The organism is Streptomyces sp. NPDC018045 (assembly GCF_044327445.1).
GTDB lineage: Bacteria > Actinomycetota > Actinomycetes > Streptomycetales > Streptomycetaceae > Streptomyces.
Map to the genome: position 1 here is coordinate 20,121 of NZ_JBIRFL010000030.1, position 23,526 is coordinate 43,646.

Here is a 23,526-nt window from a genome sequence, read left to right on the forward strand (position 1 = left end):
TCCTCGCCGGCGGAAGGACCGTCGTCCTTCGCCGCGGACACCGTTCCGGTGACCGGTACGACCTACGGCATCGCCCGCCGCCCGGTCACGCCACGCCCGCCGCGTCGAGCAGGGCGGCCGCCGTGGTCACGGCCAGCCCGGCCAGACTCTCCACCCGCGCTCCGGCACGGGCGCTCGCGCCGTCGAACACCAGAGTGAGCTGACGTGCCAGCAGTCCGGGGTCGCGCGCGCCGCCCCGTTCGGCCTCGGCGCGGAAGGCGTCGGTCAGGTGCCGCTTGACCTCCTCGGCGACGATGCTCGCCGGATGCGCGGGATCCTTGAGCTCGACCTGCGCGGCCAGAAAGGGGCAGCCCCGGTAGTCGGCGGTCTCCGCCAGCTTCTCCAGCCGCTCGAAGACGAACAGGATGCGCGTACGGGGCGGCCCCGCGTCGACGGTGCGCAGGGCGAGCTGTTCCTCGTACGCCGGGGCGCGCCGCCGCAGGCTGGCCGCGAAGACCTCGTCCTTGCTGTCGAAGAGCTGGTACATCGAGCGCTTGGAGACGCCGGCCGTCCTGCACAGCGTCTCCACGCCGAGGGAAGCGCCCTCACGGTAGAAAAGCTCGGCCGCCGCGTCGAGCAGCCGGTCCCGGGTGGACGCCTTGTCTGCACTGGACATACGGGGAGATTATCGCGCCGCGCGCCGCGCGGAAACCGGTCGGTCTACAGCGTTCGCCCCTGCCCTCCGTTGCCTGTCGGGCGGCAAACACACCCCCGCGTGCGCCCCGGTCACCACCCGGTCTACCGTTCATCCCAGAGAAAACCGATCGGTTTCCCCATCCGCTGGACGACAGGCAACGCAGTCGTGCGGCGGGGCCCCAAAGATGCCGGAGGACCCATGGCCGTCACCGTCGAACACAGCTCCGTGGAAGTCAACGGAGTCACGCTGCACATCGCCGAGCAGGGCGAGGGACCGCTGGTCCTGCTGCTGCACGGGTTCCCGGAGAGCTGGTACTCCTGGCGCCACCAGTTCGGCCCGCTGGCCGCGGCCGGGTACCGGGTGGTGGCACCGGACCAGCGGGGCTACGCCCGCAGTGAGCAGCCCGCCGACGTCGACGCGTACAGCCTGCTGCACCTGGCCGGCGACGTGATCGCGCTGATCCGCGCCCTCGGCGAGGAACAGGCCGTCGTCGTCGGCCACGACTGGGGCGCGCCCGTCGCCTGGGTCACGGCCATGCTCCGCCCGGACGTCGTACGAGCCGTCGCCGGGCTCAGTGTGCCGCCCATCCTGCCCGCGGGCATGGCGCCGCCGGAGGTCACACGGCGGTACTACGGCGACGGCTTCTACCAGCAATACTTCCAGCAACCGGGCGTCGCCGACGCGGAGCTGGCCCGGGACCCGGCATCGACGTTCCGCCGCATCCTTGCCAGCGGCTCGGGCGACAACCCCGCCACCGCCACTCCGCGCCCCTGGGTCGTCCCCGACGGCGCGACCCTCATCGACTCGGTCCCCGAGCCGGAGAGCCTGCCCGCCTGGCTCACGCCGGACGACATCGACGCGTTCGCGCGCGACTACGCCACCCACGGGGAGCAGGCGTTCACCGGCCCCCTCAACTGGTACCGGAACATCCAGCGGAACACCGAGCTGCTGGCCGCCTTCCAGGGCCGGGGCATCGACCAGCCCGCGCTGTACGTCGGCGGGGACCGCGACATGGTGAGGTCGCTGCACGGCATCGACGAACTCCTCGCCTCGCTGAAGTCGGTCGCGCCGAAGCTGCACCGCAGTATCACCCTCCCCGGCTGCGGACACTGGACCCAGCAGGAACGTCCCGCCGAGGTCAACGCCGCCCTGCTCGACTTCCTCGGCCACCTGCCCGGCCCGTCGGCGGCCCGCGCCTGACGTCCGGCACTCCGGCTCCGGCTCCGTCGGCCGTGCCACGCGACAGCGGTAGTGCGCACGGCCGGCGGCGGGGTTGTCGGGTCCGAGTCCGCCGTCCGCGGCTCGGCGCCACGCACTTCCGCCCGGCCTTCTCCAGGGAGGTGGCCGAGGGCCGTCGTTTCGCCGGTCGCCTCCGTCACGACGGCCGGCTCGTCTCCCCGTCCCCTCCCAACTTCTCCTCCATCCACGCCACACCGAAGTCCACCACGTCACCGGCCTCGAAGAGATGGCTGTCGGCCGCCCCGACCGTCCCCCTCCTGCCGATTCCGGCGGCGAGCATGTCCTGGGCGATGAGTTCGAACGGCTGCTGCCCCTCGGGCACGACGGCGGAGTAGTCGAAGGCCCCGTCCTCCGAGTCGATGTCGTGGAACCGCCGCCAGACCCGCTCTCCGTCGACGCGGATCGGCTGCTCGTAGTCCACGAAGCGCTTACCGGGCGCTTCGGCCAGGGCCTCGGCGTGGTGCAGGAGCGTGAGGGAGTCCAGCGGGGCGCCCAGCAGCAGCACCCGGCCGCCCATCGTGACCAGCCGTGCCAGCGGGCTGTCGGGGCCGTGCGGGTCGTCCCAGGGGTGGTCGGCGACCAATGCGGTGGCCGCCGCGCCGAGCGCGGCGAAGCTCGCGTCGGGGTGACGGCTGCGGACGGCACCGGGCCGGCGGCGCAGCGCCTCCGGGAGGCGGCCGTTGTTGTGGTCCGCCTCGCTGAGCACGGGGTCGTAGGCCGGGTGCTCAGCGCGCAGGGCGTCCTGCCAGGCTTGCGGCCAGCCGGTGAAGTCGTACGGTGGGGCGTCGTTCCAGCCGCAGGTCACCATCAGGGTTCCGCGCTCGCCCACGGCGTCGCGGAGGGCACCGATGACCGTCTCCGGGCCGCCCGCCACGTAGCCGATGGCGGACATCTCCGTATGGAACATCACGGTGTCGCCGTCGCCGAGGCCGAGTGCGGTCAGGTCCCGGACCAGCCGACGGCGGGTGACCGGGCCGTCGGAGCGCTTGAGCAGGGCCAGTTCGTCCATGAACGGGAAGGTAGCCGTCGCCCACGGTCCGCGACACCGGATTTTCCACGACGGGACCGAGCACGGCGCCGGTCCACCGGTCAGACGGCCCACCGGCCCGCCGGCCAGGCGGTCCCCCGCCGGGCCCCCGGCCCACCGGTCAGACGGCAGACGTCCCTTCCCCCTCCGCGGCCCTGCCCTCCGCAGCCTTCGGCTCTGCTCCCTCCCCCTTCTCCAACCCCTCGCCGCCCTCCGCTCCCTCCGCTCCCTCCGCTCCCTCCGCTCCCTCCCCTTCCTCTGCCTCCTCCGTGTCGGCCCCGGGCAGCACCACCACGCCCCACGTGACCATGACCGCCCCGATCGCCTCGGGGATCAGCCACCAGCCGGTGCGCACCCGCTCGCCGTACACCACGATCCCGAGGAGCAGGCTGACCAGCGCCTCGCCCAGGGTGAGCGCGGGCTGAGAGGCCACCAGTGGGCCGGACTCCATCGCGTTGGCCAGCAGGAACAGGGCGCACGCGCCCGCCGCCACGAAGGCGTACGTCTGCCAACTGGCGAAGAACGCGCCGGGGCCGTGCCGGTCGAAGGTGTCGGTCGCCGCCTTCATCAGCGTCGCGGTCAGCGCGTATCCGATCGCGGAGGCGGAGCTGAACAGCGCCGCGCGCGCCTTGCCGCGGGGCCTCGGCAGGGCGGCCAGGACGCAGGCGGTCATGACACCCCCGGCGACGAGCAGGGTCAGCACCCACGTCCCGGCGGGAACCTCGGTGCCGCCACCGGACGGGGCGGCCGCGGCCAGCCCCAGGCCGAGCCCGGCGGCCACCATGAACGAGGCCACCCAGCCGGCCAGGGGCAGCGGTCGCCGCGCCACCGCACTGGCGATGAGCAGCGTGAACGGAAGTTCGGTGACCAGGATGGGCTGCACCAGCGACAGTGAGCCCAGTGTCAAGGCGAGGGCCTGGCACGCCGCGGCACCGACGATGACGGCGATCCCGCCCAGCCACGCGGGGCTGCGCAGCAGGTGCCGGGCCAGCCGGACGCTGAAGGCGTCACCCGGCGGCACTTTGCGTGCCGCGATCCGCTGGAGCACGGTACCCGTGGCGTTGGCCAGGGCCGCCAGCAGGGCGATCAACGCGGAGAGCACGACTGGCACAAAGGGCTCCTGCGGTCCGGCGCGGCGGTCACCGGCCACCGCTGCTCCCACGGTGCCAGACCCGCCGTCCGCCCCGGAACCGCACCACCGCGACGGGCGGACGGTCACACGATCGGCTCTCCGGGTACGACGGGCGGCGGCCGCAGCGCCGCGAGCCGGAGCGCGACGCGCCGTCGCCTGCTCCGAAAGCCGCACCGGCGGCGGCCCCAGCGGTCTTCGCGAGCCTCCACCACAAGCGACCTGACCTGCAATTATGTGGGACCTGGGGGCCATCCGGGCAGTTGTGTTGCGCCGGCCGGGGGGTTTCGCCGGCCAATCACCCGTTCGCGGCTTTTTGCGGCTTGATACTTGCTGTGAGGCTGGAAGGACTCATGGTGACCGTCCCCACCACCGAGGAGAGAACTCCATGATTCTGTCCATCTCCGGCGTCGTTCTGCTCGGCATCATCGTCTTCCTGTTCTTCCGCAAGGACGGACTCAAGGTGTCCCACGCCTTGGTCTGCGCCCTGTTCGGGTTCTATCTCGCGGGCTCCGCGATCGCCCCGAGCATCAAGGCCGGCGGCGCGAGCCTGGCCAACCTCCTGGGCGGCATCAAGCTCTGACCGCGGCCCTTTCCCCCGCGCCCCGCCCGGCGGGCGGCACCCGGCCGCCCGCGGTCCCCGGAGCGGCCTCCGCACGATCCCCCAGGAGCTGATGTGGCCCGGCGTCCACTGCCCCGCATCCTGACCGACAGCGCGCCGATCGCGCGCGGGCGCGAGTTCGCGCGTACCGCGGCGGACGGCGCGGCCGACGTGTTCCACCCACTGATCACGATCGGCCGGGGGCTGCGCCGGCTGCTGGCCGCCGGGCGTCGGCGCTGGTCCGCCACGCCCAAGGAGCGGCGCGGCTCGCTGCTGTTCGTCACCGCCGGCAGCGTCGTGGCGGTGGCGCTCGTGCCGTACGGGCCGGTGCTCGCCCTGGTCACGGTGATGGCGGCGGCGGCCTGGGCGGGCCGGGAGCAGCCGGCCGAGGAGCCCGCCGCCGGCCCGGGGGACGCGGAGACCGGCCGCCTGCAGGCGCTGTACGAGGCGCTGGTGCCGTACTTCGCGATCGAGGGCGACCCCCACCCCCTGTATGCCCACGATGGGGACTGGGAGGGCGCTTTCGTCGAGTACGCCTTCGACGAGGCCGGGCGGCCGGCGCACCTGACGCTGCGGTACCCGGCGTACTTCACCGACGGCGACGCCGCGTCCCGGGCCCGTATCGAGCAGGTCCTGCACGCCAAGTCGGGGCGCGGCAGGGAGTACCACTTCGCGTGGGACGAGGAGTCGAACCAACTGACGCTGACGGTGCTGCCACCGCTGCCGACCGACATCGCGGCACAGCGCTTCGTGACGACGCACGGTGAGACCGTCCTCGGGTTCACCGACGCCGACGCCGTCCAGCGGACACTGCCGGTGGAGGCCGGTGAGGAGACCCGGGACGTGCCGCCCGTCGTGTGGCGGACCGGGCTGCGGTCGACCGAACCGCACCTGCTCGTACTGGGGCAGCCGGGCGCCGGTACCACGACACTGCTGCGGTCCATCGCGCTACAGGCCCTGCCGTACGGCGATGTCCTGGTGATCGACGGCAGCGGGACCGGCGAGTACGCGTGTCTCGCGGGGCGGACCGGCGTGATGGGCGTCGAGTCCGGCCTGTCGGGGGCGCTGGCGACGCTGGAGTGGGCGGCGCACGAGACCGAGCGGCGGCTGATCACCGCCAACCGCGCGCGGCAGGCCGGCCGGCAGGCTCCGGACGACATCCGCTGGCCACTGTGGATCATCCTGGACCGGCCCACCGCGCTGGCCCATCTCGCGGTGGCCGAAGGGCGGGAGGACCCGCAGCATCTGCTGCAAGTGCCGTTGCGGCACGGCCGGGCGGCCTACGTCACGGTGGTGGTGGCCGACCAGCTCGACGGTGCCGGGATGCTCAGCGAGCCCGTGCTGACGCACACCCGGGCCCGGGTCGTGCTGGGACCGGCCGCGCCGGAGGAAGTGCGGGCGGTGCTCGGGGCGCCGCCGCACACCACGCCGGCCGCCGACGTGCCGCCGGGGCGCGGCTACGCGCGGCTGGGCGCCGGGCCGGTGCTCCGTCTCCAGGTCCCGGCCACGCCCGACCCGTTCGACGACGCCACGAGCGAGGCACACCGCCAGGCCGTACTGGACCTGCTCCCGGAACCCGCGGCCCCGATGGAGGAGGACGCGACCGAGGACCTGACCGAGGCGGCCGGGCTGGCCCGGGCGGATGGAACGGTCACATGCGAGGGGGACGGCACCGTCGCGGCCGGAGTGAATGATGCGGTCGCGGGCGCGGAAGGCGGGTTTGTACCGGCCGGGCCGGGAACGGGCGAACCGGGAACGGGTGGCGGCGCCACCGGCGGGACCGTGCCGGGCGGCACCGGAACAGACGGGGCCGGAACAGGCGGGGCCGGGAGGGGCGGTGCCATCGGGGTGGACGTCCTGTTCGGCGCCGCCGACCCCCGCCCCGCCCAGGCGCACCGCACGGTGGACGCGGGCCGCACGGAGAGCTGAGCCGCCCGCGGACCGGTCAGCGGCCGCTTCGCCGTCCTCGACCAGCGGCCACATACCGGCGGACCGGCGGACCGGCGGACCGGCACAGGGTGACCACTGCCCGCGCCAATGGCCGGCGATCACCACGTACGCCGACGCGCTCCACCCGTCCCCGTGGCCAAGCCCCGCAGGGGGCCGTCCTCACGCCACGAACCTCAGGCCACGAAGCTGTGCGGCGTCTCGACCTCCCCGGCGGCTGTTCCGGTCGCCACGTGCTGGGCGGCGGCGGCCAGACGCGACGCGGCCTCGTCGGCCACGGCTCCGCTGACGGTGAAGGGCAGCCGGACGAAGCCCTCGAACGCGCCGTCCACGCCGAACCGCGGCCCGGAGGGCACCCGTACGCCGAGCCGCTCCCCCGCCTCCGCGATCCGCGAGCCGGAGAGGCCGCCGGTGCGGGCCCACAGGGTGAGGCCGCCGGCCGGCACGCTGAACTCCCAGTCGGGCAGGTGGCGCCGGAGCGCGGCGACGATCGCGTCGCGGTTCTCGCGGGCCTGGTCGCGGCGGATCTCCACGGCCTGCTCCCAGCCGTCGCCCTCCAGGAGCGAGACGATGGCGAGCTGTTCGAGGACCGGCGAGCCGAGGTCGGCGAAGGCGCGGGCGGCGACGAGACTGCGGATGATGTCGGGGGCGGCCCGTACCCAGCCGATGCGCATCCCCGCCCAGAACGCCTTGCTGACGGAGCCGACCGTGATGACGTTGCTGCCCGCCGGGTCGAAGGCGCAGACGGACCGGGGCATCTCGACATCGTCCAGGCGGAGTTCGGCCATGGTCTCGTCGACGACCAGGACCGTACCGGCCGCACGCGCGGCGTCCACCAGGCGGCGGCGCTGGTCCTCGGTGGCGAGAGTGCCGGTCGGGTTGTGGAAGTCGGCGACGACGTACGCCATGCGGGGCGCGGCGTCCCGCATGACCTGGCGCCAGGCCGGGATGTCCCAGCCGGCGAGGCGGTCGGCGAGGGCGACGGGGACGAGCCGGGCGCCGGCGTCGCGCATCAACTGAAGGATGTTGGCGTACGACGGGGAGTCGACGGCGACCCGTTCGCCGGGCCGGGTGATCTGGCGGCAGATGGCGGCCACCGCGCCCATGGCTCCGGTGGTGACCATGATCTGCTCGGGCATCGTGGGGATGCCGCGGGCGGTGTAGCGGTCGGCGAGCGCCTGGCGCAGGGCGGGCAGACCGGCCGGGTAGTCGCCGTGGGTGTGCGCGTACAGCGGCAGGTGCTCCATGGCGCCCTGCACGCCGCGCGTCAGCCAGGGCTCGGGGGCGGGGAGGGCCGCACAGCCGAGGTCGATCATGGAGCTGGCGGCTTCCGGCGGCAGCGGTTCCAGGCCGCGGGTGGGCAGCGGATTGCCCGCGGGCACGGCGGTCCAGCTTCCCGAGCCGCGGCGGGACTCCAGGAAGCCCTCGGCGCGCAGCGCCTCGTAGGCCGCGGCGACGGTGGTACGGCTGACGGAGAGCGCGGCGGCCAGTTCGCGTTCCGCGGGCAGCCGGGCGGCGACCGGTACGCGCCCCTCCAGGACGAGGAGGCGTACGCCGTCGGCGAGGCCTCGATAGGCGGGAACGCGGCGGCCGGCCGGCGCCACGGCGTCACGGGTGTCCTGCGAACGGAGCAGCCGGGCGAGTTGCGACGCCCCTACCGCTGAAGTCCACTGCGCCATCGTGAGCAGTCCACCTTTCCCGAATTGGCTATGGAACCTGATCAACTCCGAGCCACAGAGTGTCACGCGCCAGTCCAATCATGCCAGGAGGGGGACGATTTTGTTCAGCACACGGAAGTCGGGGGCCGGGCGGGCGGCCGGTGCCGCGGCGGACGCCACGGACGGGGACCGCGAGGCGGACGGCGCTCGCACCGAAGGCGGCACCCCCGCGAACGGCGGGGGCGGCACGCCCGGACCGCACCCCCGGCCCCCGGCATCCCGCCGGCTCCCCCGCCGCCTGGTCCACCTCTACACCGGACTGATCCTGTACGGCCTGAGCATGGGGCTGCAACTGCGCGCCGGGCTCGGCCTGGAGCCGTGGAGCGTCCTCAACCAGGGCATTTCCCGGCACACCGGCCTGTCGATCGGCACGATCACCATCGTCTCCGGCGCGCTGATCCTGCTCCTGTGGATCCCGCTGCGGCAGCGGCCGGGACTGGGAACGGTCTCCAACGTCGTACTCCTCGGCCTGGTGATGGACGCGACGCTCGCCCTCGTACCGGACATCACCTCGCTCGCCGTCCGCGTCCCGCTGCTCGCCGCCGCGATCCTGCTGAACGGCATGGCGACAGGTCTCTACATCTCCGCCCGCTTCGGCCCCGGGCCGCGCGACGGACTGATGACCGGCCTGCACCACCGTACGGGCCGGCCCCTGCGCCTCGTGCGGACGTGCATCGAGGTCACGGTACTCGCCGTCGGCTTCGTGCTCGGAGGCTCGGTGGGGGTGGGCACCGTGATCTACGCGTTGGCCATCGGGCCGCTGGCCCAGTTCTCACTGCGGTTCTTCACGATCGACGGGCCGCGCGGCCGTGTGGTGGCGTCGTCCGGGCCCGCGCCCGCACCGTCGGCCGCCGCGCCCGCACCGCTCCCCTGACCCCGGGTCAACTCCCTTCCGCTTGTGCCGATTTGTCACCGCACGCCCCGCGTCCCGATCTTGCCGACTGTTACGCTCTCCCCAGCAACCACTCCTCTGACCTGGCCTTTTGCGGCCCGTGACGCGGGGACGCGGCAACCGAGGGAGCCACTGTGAAGATCGGGATCAACATTCTCAACTACGGGGCGGACACCACCCCGGAGAGCATCGAGACGTGGGTGCGCGGCGCCGAGGACCTCGGCTACCACCTGGCGATGATCTCCGATCATGTGACGCTGCCCCCGGAGGTCACCGGCGCCTTCCCGCCGCCGTTCTACGACCCGTTCACCACGCTGGCCTGGCTCGCGGGCCGGACCAGCACGATCGAACTGGGCACCACGGTCGTGGTCCTCCCGTACCGCCACCCCCTCCAGACCGCGCGGGTGACCGCGAACCTGGACCGGTTCAGCGGGGGACGGCTGGTGTTCGGCGTGGGCATCGGCTGGTCGCAGCAGGAGTACGCGGCGCTCGGCATCGACTACGCGTCCCGCGGCCGGATCACCGACGAGTACCTCGCCTGCATCAAGGAGCACTGGACACAGCCGGTGGTCTCCTTCCAGGGCGAGCACGTCGCCTACACGGACATCACCACGGGGCCCGCCCCGGTCCGCGACCCGCATCCGCCGGTCTGGGTCGGCGGTCTCAGTGATGCGGCGCTGCGCCGGGCCGGGCGGTTCGGGGACGCCTGGCACCCGTACACGCTGGGCGCGGACGCGATCCGCGAGCGGCTGCCCGTCCTGGAGGCCGCGGCGGAAGCGGCCGGCCGGCCGACGCCCGCGGTGACACCCCGGATAGCCCTGCACCTCACGGAGCGGCCGGTGGAGTCGGAGTCCCGGCTGCCGGGCCACGGGACGGTCGACCAGGTCCGCGCGGACCTGGAGGCACTGGCGGAGCTGGACGTCCCATATGTCGTCCTCGACACGTTCCTGTCCAGTTACGCCGGGCCGGTCCCGCCGGAGGAGAGCCCCCGGCACGACCTCGCCCAGTTGGAGACCGCGGCCGAGCGGATACTCGATCTTCCGGGCGAGACGCTGCGCTGAGAGCGTGGCGCACCGGGGGCGGGGCGGGCCGGGGATGCCGGGACAGCGCGAGCCGGGGTGCCAGAGGAGGCACCAGGGGCGCCGTCGAGCGTCGACCGGGCACCGGTACGGGCACGTCGGCGACCGGTCACCCGTCGGCCGCCACCCCGTGGCCGACTGCCGCCCGTGACCGGTTGCCGACGTGCCGTCCACCCGCCCTGTATATCCTCTGGCCAATGCGCTCCCAGCAGTTGACCACCCGCGGGTTCCCCGTACGGCACCCCTACCTCGACCACCCGGCCCCGCTCGCCTTCGCCCACCGGGGCGGGGCCGCGGACGGGCTGGAGAACACCGCCGCGGCGTTCCGGCGCGCGGTGGCGCTCGGCTACCGCTACCTGGAGACCGATGTGCACGCCACGTCGGACGGCCGGCTCGTGGCCTTCCACGACGCCACGCTGGACCGGGTCACCGACATGGGCGGGGCGATCGGCCGGCTCCCCTGGCGGGCCGTCCGCCGGGCACGGGTGGCGGGCCGGGAGCCGCTGCCGCTCTTCGAGGAGCTGCTGGAGGAGTTCCCCCGGGCCCGCTGGAACGTCGACATCAAGACGGAGGCCGCGCTCCGGCCGCTGCTGGATCTGCTGCGCCGTACGGACGCCTGGGACCGGGTCTGCGTCGGCTCGTTCTCGGAGGCCCGGGTCGCGCGGGCCCAGCGGCTGGCCGGGCCGCGCATGGCGACCTCGCTCGGCACGCGCGGGGTGCTGGGGCTGCGGATGCGCTCGTACGGCCGGGGCGTGCCCCTGGACCGGCTGCTGGGGGCGGCGGTCCGGCGCAACGCGGTGTGCGTGCAGGTGCCGGAGCGGCAGTCCGGCATCCGCGTGGTCGATCCGCTGCTGATCCGGGCCGCGCACGCGTGGCGTTTGCAGGTGCATGTGTGGACGGTGAATGATCCGCGGCGGATGGCGGCCCTGCTGGACCTCGGCGTCGACGGCATCATGACCGACGACATCGGCGCCCTGCGGAAGGTGCTGTCCGCCCGGGGATCCTGGCCCGCGGAATGAGGTCCGTACCCTCGGAGGGGCCGGCCGCACCGTCCTGACGAGCCGTTACCCGAGTGTGACGGTCGAGCCAAGGGGTACCCGGATTTAGGCGTGAGGGCCGCGGGCCGGTAGTGTACGCCTTTGGCTCACCAGGCGGACCGTTACTGCGCGCTGAACTGTGGAAAGCGCTGGGTGACATCTGCTGCCAGATGTGACAAACCGGGCATTGGTGGGTACAACAAGGGGCGGCACGAAGGAAGGCAGCGGCGCGCAGCGCCTCCATCAGGCGGTGGTGGGCGACGGGTGGGCACATCTCCCGGTGACGGGAATCTTCACCGCCGACCGGACGTTGACCGGATGACGACGACAGCGACACCTGTCCTGTGGGCGACAAGCCCGGGAGGCACGATTCATGAGTGAGCGAGCTCTTCGCGGCACGCGACTTGTGGTGACCAGCTACGAGACCGACCGCGGCATCGACCTGGCCCCGCGCCAGGCGGTGGAGTACGCATGCCAGAACGGCCATCGATTTGAGATGCCGTTCTCGGTAGAGGCCGAGATTCCATCCGAGTGGGAGTGCAAGGTTTGTGGTGCACAAGCCCTCCTGGTGGATGGCGATGGCCCTGAGGAAAAGAAGGGCAAGCCCGCGCGTACGCACTGGGACATGCTCATGGAGCGGCGCACCCGCGAGGAGCTGGAGGAAGTGCTGGCCGAACGGCTGGCGGTCCTGCGCTCCGGCACCATGAACATTGCCGTGCACCCGCGCGACAACAACAACAATCGCAAGTCCGCCTGACGAACGGACGCGCGAACGGGCCGGGGCCACTGCACCACGCAGTGGCCCCGGCCCGTTTCCGCATCTCTGTGCGGTGGATCTTCCGGATCCCTGTGCAGCGGGCCGGCGCCGCCCTGCGGTGAGCCGGCGCCACTCCGGTCCAGGGCGGCCGCCCTGCGCACCACAAACGACGGACGGCGGATAACGGCCGGCGAACGACGGAGGACGGACGGCTACCCGCCGCCACGAAGCGCACACGCTTCGTACCCCGCGTACACCGACCCGGCCAATCCGCCCTCCGCCGCCCTCAGTTACCCGCTCAACGCGTCAGCGGCGGATCCTCACGCCGAGGGGCGGGCCCCTCGTCCTCGCGCACGACCTCGCCCTGGACGACCTTGCCGTCCGGCTGGTGCATACGGGCCTGCTGGAAGGCGTCCCCGAGCGTGCCCGGTGTGTGGCGCACCTGGCGGGACAGCAGTCGCTCAGCGCGGCGGTGGAGCAGTTTGCGGGTGGGCGGGAAGAGGCAGAGCAGCCCGGCGGCGTCGGAGGCCAGGCCGGGGAACATCAGCAGCAGCCCGCCGAGCATGGCGAGGGAGTTCCCGCTGCCCGAGGACGTCCGCTCCCCCGGCCCCGGGGAGGCCGCGGGGTCCCCGCCTGCCTGCATGCTCTCCGTGAGGTTCTTCCAGGCCCGCCGGCCCGCCCGCTTGATCACGTACCCGCCGACGACCACACCGGCGAGGAGCAGCACCAGGACCGTCAGGCCGCCCGCGGCGTCGGCGACCAGGGTCAGCAGCCAGATCTCCAGCACCAGCCAGGCGGCGATGCCCAAGGGAACGAACCGGCGGGCGCGCGAGCGCTTGGGCGGACGGGACCGGGGCGGCGGCGTGGCTGCGAACGTCATGGTTCAAGTGTGCCTGGCCCCGGCCGCCACGCCCTCCCGCGGGTGGCCTCCGGGCACCTCACGCGCCCTCGAAGACGATCAGGCAGAACTCGTTGCCCTCGGGATCGGCGAGGACCGTGGTCGGACAGCCCGCGTCGTCGAACGGACCGCGCAGTACGCGCGCACCGAGTTCCACCACCCTGCTGAGCCCGGGCTCCATGGCGGGCACCCGCAGATCCAGGTGCATGCGGTTCTTGCCCTGCTTGGGTTCGGGCACCTGTTGAAGGAGCAGTTCGGGGCCGCGTCCTTCCGGGTCCGTCAGGGCGGTGTACGGCGGTGTGGTGCGCGAGATCCGGTAGCCGAGGACCTGGCTCCAGAACTCCGCCAGCACCGCCCGGTCGGCGCAGTCCAGCACCATGACCAGCTCCCTGCGTGTCACCACCGCCATCGCCTTCTCCTCCCGCTCGTACTCCAGGCCGCTTTCGGACGGCCGGTCCGGCACGGCCGCTTCCGTACGGCCGGTTCCGCACAGCCGCTTCCGTACGGTCCCGCACTCCCGTCACTTCCGTGGGGCTGCCCCGGTACGTCTGCCCCCATGGCCGTCTTCGAACGGTCCTGATCGCCCCGGAACGCATGTGGCCGCGCCCGTCGGGCACCCGTACCGGACACCCTTCCCCGTCCCTCTCCCAAGGAGGCCGAACACCATGGACAAGCGCAGTGAGACGCCGGAGCAGGGCGGCAGCGCCGTCCCCCGCGACCTGCCGGACCAGCAGGCGGACCCGCACGGCTCGCCGGACCCGTGGGAGGGCCGCAGTCCGGACGACGGGGACGACCGCTCGGAGCACACGGACGTGCCCGACACCGACGTCCCCGGCACGGGCCGCCGCGGCGCGGCGCACGACCGCGACACGCAGGCCGACGAGCCGACCCCGGACGAGCCCGCCGACTGATGCGGCGGGCCCGTGCGCCGGCCGGCGCGCTTTCTCCCGCGTGCCCCGGGAGCCCCGCGGTCATCGGTTCCGCGGGGCTCCCGGCGCGCTCACAGCTCGCGCAGCGCGGGCAGCAGCTTCTTCCCGGCCCAGTCGAAGAACTCACGCTGGTGGTCGCCGCCGACCTGGACCACGGCGATCTCCGTGAAGCCGGCCTCCGCGTACGGACGCACCGCCGCGACGAAGTCGTCCACGTTGTCGCCGCACGGGATCGTCTCGGCCACGTCCTCCGGCCGGACGAACTGGGTGGCGCCGGCGAATCCGGCCGGGTCCGGCAGCTCGGAGTTGACCTTCCAGCCGCCCGCGAACCAGCGGAACTGGTCGTGGGCGCGCCGTACCGCGGCGTCCCGGTCGGGGTCGTAGCAGATGGGGAGCTGTCCCACCCGCGGCTTGCCGGCGCCGCCGTGCTTCTCGAAGGAGCTGATCAGCTCGCCCTTCGGCTCGGTCGCGATGACCAGGTCGCCCAGGCGGCCGGCGATCTCGCAGGACCGCTCCCCCGACACGGCCACGCCGATGGGCGGGGCCTCGTCGGGCAGGTCCCAGAGCTTGGCGGAGTCCACGTCGAAGTGGTTGCCGTGGTAGCTGACGGTACCGCCGTCGAAGAGCGCCCGGATGATCTCCAGGGCTTCGGTGAACATCTCGTGCCGGGTGGTCTTGCCCGGCCAGCCGTGTCCCACGACGTGTTCGTTGAGGTTCTCGCCCGCGCCCAGGCCCAGCCGGAAGCGGCCGCCGGAGAGCAACTGCATGGTCGCGGCCTTCTGCGCGACGACCGCCGGGTGGTAGCGCACCGTCGGGCAGGTCACGTACGTCATCAGCGGGATGCGGGAGGTGGCCTGCGCCGCGGCGCCCAGTACGCTCCAGGCGTACGGGGCGTGGCCCTGGGACTCCAGCCAGGGGGCGTAGTGGTCGGAGGTCACCGAGAAGTCGAACCCGGTTTCCTCGGCCCGGACGACGTGGTCGACAAGATCACGCGGGCCGGCTTGCTCAGTCATCATCGTGTAGCCGATTTGCACCATATGGCGCGAGTTTCCCGATCATGCGACCGCAAAACTCGGCCCGTGCGACGAGGGCGGGCCGGGCCCGGAAGACTCCGCCCGACCGGCCTAGCGTGTGCTCCCGCGAACGCTCGGAGCACACGGACGGCCGGTCCGGGCCGAACGGCGACGGCCGGGGACGCGACGGCCCCCGCCCCGCCCGGTGTCTCAGCGCCCTCGGAGCTTGTTCACCCGCGAGCCGACACCCCACCCGGTGACCCGCCACAGGGCCTCCACCACGATGTCCTTGCTCATCTTGCTGTCGCCGCGCTCACGCTCGACGAAGGTGATGGGGACCTCGACGACGTGGAAGCCGCTCTCGACGGCGCGGCGGGCCAGGTCGACCTGGAAGCAGTAGCCCTGCGACGAGACCTCGTCCAGGCCGAGCCCCTCCAGGGTCTCCTTGCGGAAGGCGCGGTAGCCGCCGGTGACGTCGCGCAGCGGCACGTCCAGCATGGCCCGGCAGTACGTGCTGCCGCCGCGGGAGAGGTACTCGCGGTGCTTGGGCCAGTTCACCACCCGGCCGCCGGGCACCCAGCGCGAGCCGAGCACGAGGTCGGCGCCCTTGAGGGCGGTGAGCAGCCGGGGCAGCTCCTCGGGGCGGTGGGAGCCGTCCGCGTCCATCTCCACCAGGACGCCGAAGCCGTGCTCGATGCCCCATCTGAAGCCCGCCAGGTAGGCGGCGCCGAGTCCTTCCTTGCCCTTGCGGTGCAGCACCTGGACGTGGTCGTCCACCGCCGCCAGCTCGTCGGCGATCTTGCCCGTGCCGTCCGGGCTGTTGTCGTCCGCGACGAGGATGTGTGCCTCGGGCACAGAAGTCCGTACCCGCGAGACGATCGGCTTGATGTTCTCCGCCTCGTTGTAGGTCGGAATGATCACCAAGGTGGTCCCGAGCGGACCGTACTTCCGCTGACCGCCGTCTGTCACTGCTGCCCCTTCTCGTCCTTCGTACGCCCGCGCCGGCCGATGACTGTCGCGGCGACGCAGGACAGAAGTCCCACGATAGCGAGCACCCACTCGGGAATGGCACCGACGCGGTCGGCCACCGTCTTTTCGTCACGCAGAGGGAGGCTCGCCTCCAGCACCCCTTGGGTGAACTCCGGGATCTTGTGGGTGACCGTACCGTCCGGGGCCACCACCGCGCTGATCCCACTGGTGGCCGCCGTGACGACGGCACGGCCGTGTTCCACGGCGCGCAGCCTGGACATGGCCAGTTGCTGCTCGGGCTGTCCGGTGCGCCCGTAGGTGGCGTTGTTGGTCTGGACGACGAGGGCGCGGGCGCCCGCGTTGACGGTGTCGTGGACGATCTCGTCGTAGGCGACCTCGAAGCAGATCACGTCGCCGAGCCGGGCGGGCCCGACGGCGAGGACACCGGTGTGGTCGCCGGGGTAGAAGTCGCGCGGCACCCGCTGGAACCGTGTGATGATCTTGCTGAGCTGCTCCCGGAACGGCACGTACTCGCCGAAGGGCACCGGGTGCTGCTTGGTGTACGAGGCGCCGGGGCCCTTCACCGGGTCCCAGACGATGCCCTGGTTGAAGACGTAGCCCGGCTTGTCAGGGTGGTCGACGAGGGCGCCGACGAGGACGGGCACGCCGATCGCCTTGACCGCCTCGTCGATGCGGTCGTACGCCTGCGGGTAGCGGAACGGGTCCAGGTCCGAGGCGTTCTCCGGCCAGATCACCAGGTCCGGCTTCTTGGCCTTGCCCGCCTTCACGTCGGCGGCCAGCTTCTCCGTGGCCGTCGCGTGGTTGCCCAGGATCTGCATCGGGCGGCCGAGGAAGTCCATGCCGGGCCGCTGCACGTTGCCCTGGACGACGGCGATGTCGACACGGTCGTCGGCCTCGGTGGGCACCGGGACCAGGAGGCCGGACACCGTGACCGCGGCGGCCAGGCCGACGGCCTCCACGGCGGGCAGGGCCGCCCGTACCGACCTGCCGGGCCCGCGGCGCAGCCGCCACAGGACGGCGGCCGCCGCGGCCAGCAGGGCGCCGCTCAGGGCGACGGCGAAGGTCACCAGCGGCGCGCCGCCCAGGGCCGCGAGCGGGGTGAAGGGCGAGCCGGTGTTGGCGAAGGCGAGCCGTCCCCACGGGAAGCCGCCGAAGGGCACCCGGTCGCGGGCCCACTCCTCGGTGACCCACAGACAGGCGGCCCACAGCGGCGCGTACTTCACGCGGGAGGTGACGGCGAGTCCCGCGCCGAGCAGGAGCAGGTACAGGGCCTGCACGAGGGCCAGCCCGAACACCGCGTCCCAGCCGACGACATGCAGCCACTTCAGCAGCAGGAAGAAGAACGGCAGCCCGAACGCGAAGCCCGTCCAGGCCCCCTGACGGGCCGTTCCGCCGCGGGTGAGCAGCCCGAGCGCCGCGACGCCGACGAGGGACAGCGGCCACAGGTCGTACGGCGGGAAGGCCAGCGCGAGGGCGAGGCCGCTCAGGACGGCGAGCGCCGTACGCGGTGCCGCACGGCGGACCAGCGCCGCGAACCGGCGGCCGCGCCCGGCCGGCCCGGCGGTGACGGAGCCCGATGGCACGGTCCCGGCCTTCCTTGCAGGTCGTGCGGTGGTGTCGGGCACGGTCGCGGCCTTCCTTGCAGGTCATGCGGTGGTGTGCAGACCGTACATCGGGGTTGCGCGATTGCGGACCGGGGGTGTCGGAAGGTATAAGCTGCGCCGCCCGGGCGCGGGCGGCGGGGGAACGGGCACCGTCGTACGGTGCGGATCGGGGCCCGGCGCCCTTCGGGCCGACCTGGGACCCGCTGGCTGCGGGTCGACCGAGAGCCGTTGTCTACTGAGCAACCGGGCCCCACCCGGGTCGCACCTGCCGACCGGCCGAAACCTTTCCGTCGTCCCCGTGCCGCAGGTGCTGGACCTGGCTCCCAGTGACGGTGTGCCGGTGCGGCACGCCATCCCATGGCCCAGCGGCGTTCGACGACTGCGCGGAGGTCTCCCGGTCGGACGTCCTGTGGTGGACTCGGCCGAACCTACCGGCCGCCGACCGTCTGCTGTCAACAGTTGCCCGGACCGCGTGGTTTTCGCGTCGCCCCAGGCCGGCGCCCGCTCTCCCAGGCGGGGCAGGCGCCCGCGGGCGCGTTCCGAGGGGGTACGCGCCCGCGTGAAGTCACTCGTTCGGCCGTCCGTACACCGTGCGACCGCCGACCACCGTCCGCAGGCATACGGGCAGGTCCCGGCCAGGGGTCAGGTCGGGCAGGCCCGGGGTGCCGGACCGGGGGTCGGTGGACCAGCGCTCGACCCGCTCGTCAGGGGCCTGTACGACGAGGTCGCCGGTGCGCCAGACCGCGTAGTCGGCGGGCGCGCCGGGCACCAGGACGCCCGCGTCGTCGCGGCCGACCGCGCGCCAGCCGCCGCGGGTGTGCGCGGTGAACGCGGCGCGGGCGGAGATGCCGTGCTCGCGGGTGCGGTGGAAGACCGCGGCGCGGACGGTGCCCCACGGGTCCAGCGGCGTGACGGGGCTGTCGGAGCCGAGGGCGAGCGGCACGCCGGCCCGCAGCAGGGCGGCGTACGGGTTGAGGGTGCGGGCGCGCTCGGCGCCGAGCCGGGTGGCGTACATGCCGTCCGCGCCGCCCCAGGCCGCGTCGAAGGCGGGCTGCACGGAGGCGGTCAGGGCGAGTTCGGCGAAAGCCGCGACGGTGGCCTCGGTGAGCATCTCGGCGTGCTCGACGCGGTGCCGGGCGGCCCGGACGCGGGCGAGGCCGACGCTGTCGGCGGCGGCCCGGGCGCCGTCGGTGACGGCGGTCAGCGCGGCATCGCCGATGGCGTGGAATCCGGCCTGGAGTCCGGCCTCGGTGCAGGCCGCGACGTGTGCGGCGACGGCGTCGGCGTCCAGGTGGGCGGTGCCGGTGTGGCCGGCGTCGGCGTACGGGGCGTGCAGGTGGGCGGTGTGCGAGCCGAGGGAGCCGTCGGCGAACAGGTCACCGGCGGCGCCGATCGCGCCGAGGGCACGGATCCGGTCGGCGTCCTTCGCGTTGGTGACGATCTCGGCCCAGTAGCCGACGACGCGCGGGCCGGGCTCGCGGGCGGCGCGGGCCAGCAGGGCGGTGAGGTCGTCCTCGCCGGAGATGTCGGGCCCCGCGCACTCGTGGAGGGTCCCGATGCCCCGGGACGCCGCGTGCGCGAGGGCCGCGGCCTGGGCGGCGTCGCGCTGGGCGGGGGTGACGGTGGCGTACGCGGCGGCCCGCACGGCGTGGTGCGCGTCGCCGGTCAGCGGCCGCTCGGCGTGGAATCCGGGCAGGTCACGGATGCCGGGGACGAGGTCGAGAAGGGCGGTGGTGACGACCGCGGAGTGCACGTCGATCCGGGTCAGGTAAAGGGGGCGGCCACCGGTGGCCGCGTCCAGTTCGGCACGGGACGGCGGCCGGCCCTCGGGCCAGGCGGTGGCGTCCCAGCCGTGTCCCAGGAGAACCCGGTCGGCCGGGCGGGCCGCGGCGTGCTCCCGTACCCGGGCCAGCGCGTCGGGGAGCGTATCCGCCCCGGCCAGGTCGAGGCCGGTGAGGGCGAGGCCGGTGGCCGTCGTGTGTACATGTGCGTCCGTGAACGCGGGGGTGACGAGCGCGCCGTCGAGGTGGACGACCTCGTCCACGCCGTCGGCGAAGGAGTCGGCCGCGCCCTCCTCGCCCACCCAGGCGATGCTGTCGCCCTCGACCACCATGGCGGTGGCGAAGGGGTCGGCGGGACTGTGGACCTCTCCGCCGCGCAGCAGGACGGTACGGGGCCGGGCCGGGCCGGGGGTGCGCTCACTCATAGCGGACAGTTTGGCCCCTGCGGGCGGCGGGCCCGCGCGCGGGGTCGGGCATCTTGACGCGCGCCCCCCGCGGGCCGGTCCGCGCGGTACCGGCGCACGCCCCGGGCACACCGGACGTGCGGCCGGGGAAGCCGGGCGCGCCCCGCTCGGGCGTCAGATGCGCGGCGGCCGCGCCTCGTACGGCGTGGAGAGCACGACCGTGGTGCGGGTGGAGACCCCGGCCAGCGTACGGATGCGGGTCAGCAGGTGTTCCAGCTCCAGGGGCGTGGCCACGCGCACCTTGAGGATGTAGTTCTCGTCGCCCGCGACGCTGTGGCACGCCTCCAGCTCGGGTACCTCCGCCAGCCGGTCGGCGATGTCGTCCGGGGCGCTGGGGTCGAAGGGTTTCACCGAGATGAACGCGGTCAGTGGCAGCCCCACCGCCTCCGGGTCCACGATCGCGGCATAGCCGCGGATGACACCGCGCTGCTCCAGGCGGCGCACCCGCTGGTGCACCGCCGAAGTGGACAGGCCGGTGGCCTTGCCCAGGTCGGTGTAGCTCATCCGCCCGTCCTTGACGAGCAGATCCACGATTTGTCGGTCCAACTCCTCCACCCGATCAACCTACTGTGCTCGGGCGCATGTGCGCACCGTACGCCGGATCGTGGACGCGCCCGCGCGGGTCATGTGACCAATGCCACACACGTGCTCCCGTATCCCGCAGGGCTCGGCGATTATGCGCGGGGCATGAGGGGAATTGCTGCTGTTGGCCGGAGCCGCCCGTCACAGGAAGCCGGCGGCCGTGCGGCCCACCCGAGGGGGATGACCATCATGCGACGTCTGAAGATCGAATCCGCGCCGCTCGGCCTCGACGCCCAGGAGGGCGACAGTCCCGGCTTCGCCGGCGAGGACGACCCGGACGACTCCTTCGAGACCATGGAGATCTTCCGGGTGGCCTGCCCGGACTGCGCCCAGCCGATCGCGATGCTGGCCGACGAGGACACCCTGCCGGAGCACGCGCTGTGCCCGACGCCCTGGAACCCCTTCTGCCTGACGGTGTGCGAGGGCTCGGGGCGGCCGGTCGCCGACGCCCCCTCCGCGGACGACTCGCCGGAGGCCCAGGAGCAGGACGCCGGCGTGCTGCTGACCCTGCCGGAGGGCCTGGACTGGCGCCGGCAGCCGTTCTCGCACGTGGGCGGGCCGGGTACGCGGCCGGCGCGCGTACCGCGGATGCGCCGGCCCTGAGCGCCCGCGTCCTGGTTCCGGCCGGGCGCCCGCCGCCCGGCACGCACGATCCCCGCCCTCACCAGTAGCGGCCCTCGATCATCGCCTCCAGTGTGGCCCGGTGCATGATCAGCGCGTCCGGGTCGGCCGGTGCGGGCAGCTCACCGAAGTGGACCCGGCGGTACGCCACGCGCAGCATGACGACGGCGTGCCGCAGGGCCGCGTAGAGGGTGTGGAACTCCATGGCCCGCGGCGTGTGCCCGGTGAGCCGGGCGTATCGTTCCTCGACCCGGTCGCGGCGCAGGAGGCCGGGCAGGCCGCGCTGGCCGCCGCTCTCGGTCAGGTCCTGGAAGAACCGGTGGAGGTAGATCATCCAGCCGAGGTCGAGTTCGCGCGGGCCGGGCACGGCCATTTCCCAGTCCAGCACGGCGGCGGGCCTGAAGCCGTCGTAGACGATATTGCCGATCCGTGCGTCGCCCCAGGTCAGCACGGTGTCGTCGGCGTTCGCCGGCTCCGGCGGCCAGTGCTCGGCGAGCCAGGCGAAGCCGCGCTCGATCAGCGGTGACGGCTCCTGTTGCGCGACGACCCAGGCGTAGTACGCCCGTTGCGCCGCCACGTGCCGCCGCAGTGCGCTCCCGCTGCCGGGCAGAGCGAGGAACTCCGTCTCCTCGACGGGCACCTGGTCGTGGAGCCGGCCGAGGACGGAGACCGTGGCCGCCTCCAGCTCCGCGCGTTCCGCTTCGGTGGCCGCGTGCAGCCAACTCCCCTCGTACGTGTACGGCATGACGTCCGGCGGTACGCGGCCCTCGGCGCGTTCCATCACGAAGAACGGCGCGCCGAGCGGCGCCGGGTCCTCCTCCAGCCACAGCGTGCGCGGCACGGGCACGTCGGTGTGCTCGGCCACCAGGCGCATCGTGCGGTGCTGGCGGGCCATGTCATAGGTGGGGAATACCGTGTAAGCGGCGGGGTCGGCGGCGAGGCGCAGCACGCAGGAGCGGACAGGCGGACGGGGGTGGTCAATGTCGAAGAGCAGGGTCTCGCTGGACATGCCGTTGGAGGCGGGGACGCTCACGGAGAGCGCGCGGGCACCGGGCAGGCGGGCGGTCAGCCACGCGGACAGGCGCCGGGTCAGCTCCCCGGGATCGCGGGTGGTGGTGCGGGGGCGGGGCGCGCCGCTCATGCCCGGCCCCCGGCGGGCCGTGCGGTGCGCGTGCCGCCCGGTGCCACGTCGGCGTGGCCGGTGAAGCCGCTGGGGTCGTGGCGGCCGAAGCTTCCGTGCTCGAAGATCCCGTAGCCGGTGCGGCCGTCGAGGGTGAAGCGGGCCGCGTGGTCGGTGACGCCGTGGGCCGCCGACGGGTGGGCGGCGGGGTCGCCGAGGTCGTAGGTGCGGCGGTCGGTCCAGCCGCGCCCGCGCCAGGTGCCGTGCTGCCAGTCGTCGGCGGGCGGGTAGCCCGCGCCGACGGCCAGGGGTGAGGAGGTGAGAATCTCGGCGGCGAGTTCGAGGGGCTTGCGGGACGGGTCGGTGAGGTGGAGCACGGCGCGCTCGGGGTGGCGGGTGCCGGGCCGGTAGGTGATGTCGGCGTGCGGCCAGCCGAGTTGGACGTCGTGGGCGCCGTCGCGGACGAGCAGGGCTTCGTTGAGCGTACGGTGCCCGTCGGCGTCCTCCTGGACGACGACCATCACGAAGCGGTCGTCGAAACGGACCGGGCACCAGATCCAGTGGAAGCCCTCCGGCCGCGCCTCCTCGGCGGCGCGGCCGCCGTCCTCACCGGGGATCGGCCGCACGCCCCAGCTTCGGTCCCGGGTGCCGGTCCACTCCCCCGCCGTGACGGCCAGTTCCTCACCGGCGGCGCGGATGATGCCGGTGCAGGTGCCCGCCTGGACGAACCGGCGGCCCTCCAGGACGAGCCGTCCGCCGCGGTACTGCGTGTGGTGCGGCTCCCAGACTGCGGGGAAGGCGGCCTGCCACACGAGGTCGCAGGAGAGGCCGCCGGGGTCGGCCGGGTCGGCGGCGCACCGCAGCCGGAGCCGTTCGAGAGGCCGGTCGACGGTGATCGTCAACGGGCCGACGGCGAGCGCGAGGCGGTCGTCGGTGAGCGCGTCGGAGGCGCGTACGGCGTGCAGACGGCCGCCGAGCCGCAGGGTGGCGTAGGCGTCAATGACACCGGTGTTGGGGTAGACACCGAGGCCGGCGACGAGCAGCGCGCGGCCGGAGTGGTCCAGGACGTGGAAGATGCAGCGGTCGTACGCGTTGCGGTCGCCGGTGGCGACGTGCCGCATGGACAGCGGCACCTGGTGGATCGGGTATTCGTCGAGCGCGATCGGACGGTCGGGCACGGGACACCTCCTGGACGCGCGGGCGGGCGCGGGCCGGTGGCCACGGGGCGCGCGCCGCCGCCTCGTCGACGGCCGTTTCCGCGGCGGTAATTGACGGTACGTCAGGAGTAGGCGCGGGGCCATGGCGGTACCCGAGCCGGGACGGGGAACGCATCACGCCACGGCTCCGCCCACCCACCGGCCGCCGGTGGGCACGGACACGGAACCCCGGCTGCCCTGTACGGCGAACGGGCCACCGTACAGT

At 73.5% G+C, this 23,526-nt stretch carries 22 protein-coding genes; 9 read left to right on the forward strand and 13 right to left on the reverse strand.

The window, feature by feature from the left end:
- Positions 1-85 precede the first annotated feature (85 nt).
- Complete coding sequence (locus ACH4EB_RS34050; protein WP_398352148.1) at positions 86-655, reverse strand: TetR/AcrR family transcriptional regulator; 570 nt, start codon at positions 653-655, stop codon at positions 86-88.
- A gap of 219 nt (positions 656-874) precedes the next feature.
- On the opposite strand from ACH4EB_RS34050, the gene ACH4EB_RS34055 reads away from it, so the two are divergent.
- Positions 875-1,876: an alpha/beta fold hydrolase gene (locus ACH4EB_RS34055; protein WP_398352150.1), complete on the forward strand. Its 1,002-nt coding sequence runs from the start codon at positions 875-877 to the stop codon at positions 1,874-1,876.
- Positions 1,877-2,051: 175 nt separating this feature from the next.
- On the opposite strand, the gene aac(3) is transcribed toward ACH4EB_RS34055, so the two are convergent.
- Entirely contained in the window at positions 2,052-2,924 is an 873-nt protein-coding gene (gene aac(3), locus ACH4EB_RS34060) for an aminoglycoside 3-N-acetyltransferase (RefSeq protein ID WP_398352152.1), read from the reverse strand.
- Between the two features lie 139 nt (positions 2,925-3,063).
- Positions 3,064-4,053, reverse strand: coding sequence for a DMT family transporter (locus ACH4EB_RS34065; RefSeq protein WP_398352153.1), 990 nt, complete (start codon positions 4,051-4,053; stop codon positions 3,064-3,066).
- 406 nt (positions 4,054-4,459) lie between these two features.
- Between ACH4EB_RS34065 and ACH4EB_RS34070 the strand changes: the two genes are divergently transcribed.
- Both ACH4EB_RS34070 and ACH4EB_RS34075 read left to right on the forward strand, forming a co-directional pair.
- On the forward strand, positions 4,460-4,654 hold the full coding sequence (locus ACH4EB_RS34070; RefSeq protein WP_030019622.1) for a hypothetical protein: 195 nt from the start codon (positions 4,460-4,462) through the stop codon (positions 4,652-4,654).
- A gap of 93 nt (positions 4,655-4,747) precedes the next feature.
- Entirely contained in the window at positions 4,748-6,601 is a 1,854-nt protein-coding gene (locus ACH4EB_RS34075) for a hypothetical protein (RefSeq protein ID WP_398352155.1), read from the forward strand.
- 194 nt (positions 6,602-6,795) lie between these two features.
- Here ACH4EB_RS34075 and ACH4EB_RS34080 read toward each other — a convergent pair whose 3' ends face one another.
- Positions 6,796-8,298, reverse strand: coding sequence for a PLP-dependent aminotransferase family protein (locus ACH4EB_RS34080; protein WP_398352156.1), 1,503 nt, complete (start codon positions 8,296-8,298; stop codon positions 6,796-6,798).
- A gap of 319 nt (positions 8,299-8,617) precedes the next feature.
- On the opposite strand from ACH4EB_RS34080, the gene ACH4EB_RS34085 reads away from it, so the two are divergent.
- From ACH4EB_RS34085 to ACH4EB_RS34100, 4 genes are all read left to right on the forward strand, one after another.
- On the forward strand, positions 8,618-9,211 hold the full coding sequence (locus tag ACH4EB_RS34085) for a YitT family protein (protein WP_398352201.1): 594 nt from the start codon (positions 8,618-8,620) through the stop codon (positions 9,209-9,211).
- Between the two features lie 152 nt (positions 9,212-9,363).
- Positions 9,364-10,290 (forward strand): LLM class F420-dependent oxidoreductase, encoded by a 927-nt coding sequence (locus tag ACH4EB_RS34090; RefSeq protein ID WP_398352157.1) that lies wholly within the window; start codon positions 9,364-9,366, stop codon positions 10,288-10,290.
- Positions 10,291-10,505: 215 nt separating this feature from the next.
- Positions 10,506-11,327: a glycerophosphodiester phosphodiesterase family protein gene (locus ACH4EB_RS34095; RefSeq protein ID WP_398352158.1), complete on the forward strand. Its 822-nt coding sequence runs from the start codon at positions 10,506-10,508 to the stop codon at positions 11,325-11,327.
- 391 nt (positions 11,328-11,718) lie between these two features.
- Positions 11,719-12,102, forward strand: a complete 384-nt coding sequence (locus tag ACH4EB_RS34100; RefSeq protein WP_031000331.1) for an RNA polymerase-binding protein RbpA — start codon at positions 11,719-11,721, stop codon at positions 12,100-12,102.
- A gap of 298 nt (positions 12,103-12,400) precedes the next feature.
- On the opposite strand, the gene fxsA is transcribed toward ACH4EB_RS34100, so the two are convergent.
- Positions 12,401-12,982, reverse strand: coding sequence for an FxsA family membrane protein (gene fxsA, locus ACH4EB_RS34105; RefSeq protein ID WP_398352160.1), 582 nt, complete (start codon positions 12,980-12,982; stop codon positions 12,401-12,403).
- Between the two features lie 58 nt (positions 12,983-13,040).
- Positions 13,041-13,463: a VOC family protein gene (locus ACH4EB_RS34110; RefSeq protein ID WP_398352162.1), complete on the reverse strand. Its 423-nt coding sequence runs from the start codon at positions 13,461-13,463 to the stop codon at positions 13,041-13,043.
- Between the two features lie 202 nt (positions 13,464-13,665).
- Between ACH4EB_RS34110 and ACH4EB_RS34115 the strand changes: the two genes are divergently transcribed.
- Positions 13,666-13,911, forward strand: a complete 246-nt coding sequence (locus ACH4EB_RS34115) for a hypothetical protein (protein WP_398352163.1) — start codon at positions 13,666-13,668, stop codon at positions 13,909-13,911.
- Between the two features lie 89 nt (positions 13,912-14,000).
- Here the strand turns inward: ACH4EB_RS34115 and ACH4EB_RS34120 are convergent, their stop codons facing one another.
- The 5 genes from ACH4EB_RS34120 to ACH4EB_RS34140 all read right to left on the reverse strand — a co-directional run bounded on the left by ACH4EB_RS34120 (position 14,001) and on the right by ACH4EB_RS34140 (position 20,336).
- The gene (locus ACH4EB_RS34120; RefSeq protein WP_398352165.1) at positions 14,001-14,966 is read right to left on the reverse strand and encodes an LLM class F420-dependent oxidoreductase; all 966 of its coding nucleotides are present in this window, start codon (positions 14,964-14,966) and stop codon (positions 14,001-14,003) included.
- A 186-nt stretch (positions 14,967-15,152) separates the two neighbouring features.
- Entirely contained in the window at positions 15,153-15,911 is a 759-nt protein-coding gene (locus ACH4EB_RS34125; protein ID WP_398352166.1) for a polyprenol monophosphomannose synthase, read from the reverse strand.
- Complete coding sequence (lnt, locus tag ACH4EB_RS34130) at positions 15,908-17,515, reverse strand: apolipoprotein N-acyltransferase (protein WP_398352167.1); 1,608 nt, start codon at positions 17,513-17,515, stop codon at positions 15,908-15,910. The genes ACH4EB_RS34125 and lnt overlap by 4 nt, the downstream gene beginning before the upstream one ends.
- Before the next feature lie 586 nt (positions 17,516-18,101).
- A complete protein-coding gene (locus ACH4EB_RS34135; RefSeq protein ID WP_398352168.1) occupies positions 18,102-19,742 on the reverse strand; it encodes an amidohydrolase in 1,641 nt (546 codons plus the stop codon).
- 153 nt (positions 19,743-19,895) lie between these two features.
- Positions 19,896-20,336 carry an Lrp/AsnC family transcriptional regulator gene (locus tag ACH4EB_RS34140; RefSeq protein WP_026170119.1) on the reverse strand — a complete coding sequence of 147 codons (441 nt, stop codon included), beginning with the start codon at positions 20,334-20,336 and terminating at the stop codon, positions 19,896-19,898.
- Positions 20,337-20,543: 207 nt separating this feature from the next.
- On the opposite strand from ACH4EB_RS34140, the gene ACH4EB_RS34145 reads away from it, so the two are divergent.
- On the forward strand, positions 20,544-20,966 hold the full coding sequence (locus tag ACH4EB_RS34145) for a hypothetical protein (protein ID WP_398352170.1): 423 nt from the start codon (positions 20,544-20,546) through the stop codon (positions 20,964-20,966).
- Positions 20,967-21,024: 58 nt separating this feature from the next.
- Here ACH4EB_RS34145 and ACH4EB_RS34150 read toward each other — a convergent pair whose 3' ends face one another.
- Complete coding sequence (locus ACH4EB_RS34150; protein WP_398352171.1) at positions 21,025-22,125, reverse strand: phosphotransferase family protein; 1,101 nt, start codon at positions 22,123-22,125, stop codon at positions 21,025-21,027.
- On the reverse strand, positions 22,122-23,282 hold the full coding sequence (locus tag ACH4EB_RS34155; protein WP_398352172.1) for a hypothetical protein: 1,161 nt from the start codon (positions 23,280-23,282) through the stop codon (positions 22,122-22,124). The genes ACH4EB_RS34150 and ACH4EB_RS34155 overlap by 4 nt, the downstream gene beginning before the upstream one ends.
- Between the last annotated feature and the right edge of the window lie 244 nt (positions 23,283-23,526).